The sequence below is a fragment of the Paraburkholderia sp. genome, from assembly GCF_049581445.1.
GTDB lineage: Bacteria > Pseudomonadota > Gammaproteobacteria > Burkholderiales > Burkholderiaceae > Paraburkholderia.
This window is the reverse complement of the sequence record NZ_JBAURZ010000271.1, coordinates 1-2,759: the sequence shown is the minus strand read 5'-3', so window position 1 is coordinate 2,759 and position 2,759 is coordinate 1. Positions and strand designations below refer to the sequence as shown.

At 63.8% G+C, this 2,759-nt stretch carries 4 protein-coding genes and 1 pseudogene; 2 read left to right on the top strand and 3 right to left on the bottom strand.

All coding sequences use genetic code 11. The features are described from left to right. Positions 1–207: 207 nt before the first annotated feature. The gene (locus WCA85_RS22730) at positions 208–576 is read left to right on the top strand and encodes a c-type cytochrome (protein ID WP_424067110.1); all 369 of its coding nucleotides are present in this window, start codon (positions 208–210) and stop codon (positions 574–576) included. Between the two features lie 59 nt (positions 577–635). Further along, positions 636–1,019 (top strand): c-type cytochrome, encoded by a 384-nt coding sequence (locus WCA85_RS22725; RefSeq protein ID WP_424067109.1) that lies wholly within the window; start codon positions 636–638, stop codon positions 1,017–1,019. Between the two features lie 129 nt (positions 1,020–1,148). Here WCA85_RS22725 and WCA85_RS22720 read toward each other — a convergent pair whose 3' ends face one another. From WCA85_RS22720 to WCA85_RS22710, 3 genes and pseudogenes are all read right to left on the bottom strand, one after another. Continuing rightward, entirely contained in the window at positions 1,149–1,583 is a 435-nt protein-coding gene (locus WCA85_RS22720) for a DUF1841 family protein (protein WP_424067108.1), read from the bottom strand. A 243-nt stretch (positions 1,584–1,826) separates the two neighbouring features. After that, positions 1,827–2,471 carry an endonuclease III gene (gene nth / locus WCA85_RS22715; RefSeq protein ID WP_424067107.1) on the bottom strand — a complete coding sequence of 215 codons (645 nt, stop codon included), beginning with the start codon at positions 2,469–2,471 and terminating at the stop codon, positions 1,827–1,829. Positions 2,472–2,486: 15 nt separating this feature from the next. After that, a pseudogene (locus WCA85_RS22710) lies at positions 2,487–2,759 on the bottom strand (electron transport complex subunit RsxB); the annotation flags it as partial.

The following is a 2,759-nucleotide window of genomic DNA, read 5'->3' as shown; positions in this document are numbered from 1 at the left end:
CGCATCGGCCGCCCGCGCAGCAGAGGCGCAACTGCCGTGATTTTGCGCTGGCCGGATGCGCCACTGCCCCGCGCGGTGGACGTTCGGCGCGGCGTCGCGGTACAATTAGGCCGATTTTTTTGGCCTGCGTGGCAACCCTAGAAGAAAGAATGGCGCAGGCCGTTGCCTTTTCGGGCGCCCGTTTCCCCTCAAGCCAGGTTACATGCTATGAATAAATTCGTCGGCAAACACGTCGTGATCGCTGCGCTGTCGGTGCTAGCGGGTTACGCGGCCAGTGCGCAGGCAGCGGATGTCGTTGGCAACGCGAAGGCAGGGCAAGGCAAGGTCGCGATGTGCATTGGTTGCCACGGCATTCCTGACTACCGCACGGCGTACCCCGAGGTGTACCGGGTGCCTATCCTCGGTGGCCAGAATCAGCAGTACCTGGAAAACGCGCTGCACGCGTACCAGAAGGGCGACCGCCACTTCGCTACCATGCACGCCATCACCGCGTCGCTGTCGGATCAGGACATTGCCGACATCGCGGCATACTATGCGACGCAGACCCCCTCTTCGAAGAACAATCCCGACAAGTGATCGGCCGCGAGCATCCATCCAGTCACTTGGCTAATTAATCTCGCGGGATAGGAGAATTCATGAAGAAGCCCCAACAGGCACTCCACACGGTATTCAAGGCTGCATGCGCAACGGCAGCGTTGATCGGTCTGGCCGCAGCGAACGTGGCCCACGCCGCCGACGCCGGCAACGGCAAGGTGCTGGTCGAGGCGCACAACTGCGCCGCGTGCCACGGTGCCAACCTCAACAAGCCGGTGAGCCCGGAATATCCGAGACTCGCCGGGCAGCACTCCGACTACATTTATTGGGCGCTGCGTCAGTATCAGATGGGTAACGGCAATCCCCACTTTGGTCGCAACAACGCGATCATGCAGGCGCAGGTGCAAACCCTGTCGCAAGGTGACATGAAGGATATCGCGGCGTACATCGAATCGCTGGACGGCGATCTGGTCGAAAAGAAATAAGCGTGTCGCGGCGGCTTTGGGCTGCTGCCCAAGGCACGGTTTGATATGCAAAACACCCCGCCGAGGCGGGGTGTTTTGCGTTTACCCCGGGGGCTTCTGAGGGAAGCGGTCCCCGGTTGGGCCAGCGTTTTAGTCGCGCGACGCGCGGCGCTCGATACGTTGCAAGTAGGCGTCCGTGTCGGGCGGCGTGCCGGTGCGCTGCGCTTCCCAGATGGTCTCGCCCAGGCACTCCATGATGGCGTGCTGCGCGTCGTGGGTGGAGCCCAGGCGGGCCGCCAGGCGCTCATGGGCGGCGCGGATGCCGGGCGGCTGATCGATCGACAGTTGCTCGCTGATCGCCAGATGCATCGACAGATGCAGGAACGGGTTGGTCTGGCCGCGCTCGGGCGAATAGTCCTGGGCCGACGCGGTTTCAGCGTCGCCGAGTTCGGCGTGGTATTCGGGGTGCTCGACGATCCAGTCGGCAGCGATCGCCTCGAGTGGTGTGAGGATCGTACCCGCGCGCTGCTTGCGCCAGGTCTCAGTGAAAAAGCTTCGGACTTCGTCGCGGCTGGGATTGAACATCTTGGGCTGAATGCAGTGGTGAGAGGTGCGCGCATGCGAGCGTGGCCCGACGCGCAACGGCAAGAGCCCATTTTACGCCGGGGGCGCTCGCTACGCAGGCACGCAGGCACGCAGGCACGCAGGCACGCAGGCACGCACGCAGCCAAGGCAGACGGTGGCACCCAGGACAGGACTGTGGGCAGGCGCGCTCATGAACATCGAGCGGCATGGCCGCTTGATGAGAAGCAACCGGGCAAGGGTCGCCTATAGATCCGGCGGCGGCGTCTTCGGCCTGAACTCGCACAGCGGCTCAATCGCGCAATGCCAGCATTCTGGCCGGCGTGCCTTGCAGACATAGCGGCCGTGCAAAATCAGCCAGTGATGTGCATCCTGCACGAACTCGGCTGGCGTGAACTTTTCCAGCGCGGTTTCGACGGCGCGCACGTCCTTGCCGGGCGCAAGCCCGGTTCGATTCGCAACCCGAAAGATGTGCGTATCGACAGCGATAGTCGGGTGGCCAAACGCGATGTTCAACACGACGTTGGCGGTCTTACGACCCACGCCGGGCAGGCTTTCCAACGCCTCGCGATCGGCCGGCACCTCGCCGCCATATTGATCGAGCAGGATGCGCGAGGCCGCAACCGCGTTCTTCGCCTTGGTCCGGTAGAGGCCGATGGTCTTGATGTAATCCGCCACGCGCTCCTCGCCGAGCGCGACGACCTGTTGCGGCGTGTTGGCAACCGGAAACATCTTGCGCATCGCCTTGTTGACCGACACGTCAGTGGCTTGCGCGGACAGCATCACCGCGATCAGCAATTCGTAAGGCGTGCTGTATTCCAGTTCGGTCCTGGGATGCGGGTCGAGGCTCTGCAAGGTCTCGAAGATGGCGCGGCGTTTGTTCGCGTTCATGCGGGGAGAGGGCGCTCAGGGTTTGGACGGAGGGACGTCACGACCAGGCGTTGGCGCCTGCGTCGCTTCATCGGCTTCGATGCCCAGGCGCCGGCGGCGCGCTTCGGCGGCGTCGATCTGGGCCTGCACGTCGGCGCTCACCTGCTCCACGTTTTGCGGTCCTGCGCCTTTCGCGGCCAACTCTTCCTTCTTTTTGCGCGCGCGTTCGAGAGCCGCCTGGATGATCGCGCGTTTCCTGGCTTCAGCGTCGTCGGCGACGGGCGCGGGTGTGCCTTGCGCCACGTCTGC

Coding starts and splice junctions, on each gene's coding strand:
- WCA85_RS22730 (WP_424067110.1), top strand. CDS start 208: ATGAATAAATTCGTCGGCAAACACGTCGTGATCGCTGCGCTGTCGGTG.
- nth (WP_424067107.1), bottom strand. CDS start 2,471: ATGAACGCGAACAAACGCCGCGCCATCTTCGAGACCTTGCAGAGCCTC.
- WCA85_RS22720 (WP_424067108.1), bottom strand. CDS start 1,583: ATGTTCAATCCCAGCCGCGACGAAGTCCGAAGCTTTTTCACTGAGACC.
- WCA85_RS22725 (WP_424067109.1), top strand. CDS start 636: ATGAAGAAGCCCCAACAGGCACTCCACACGGTATTCAAGGCTGCATGC.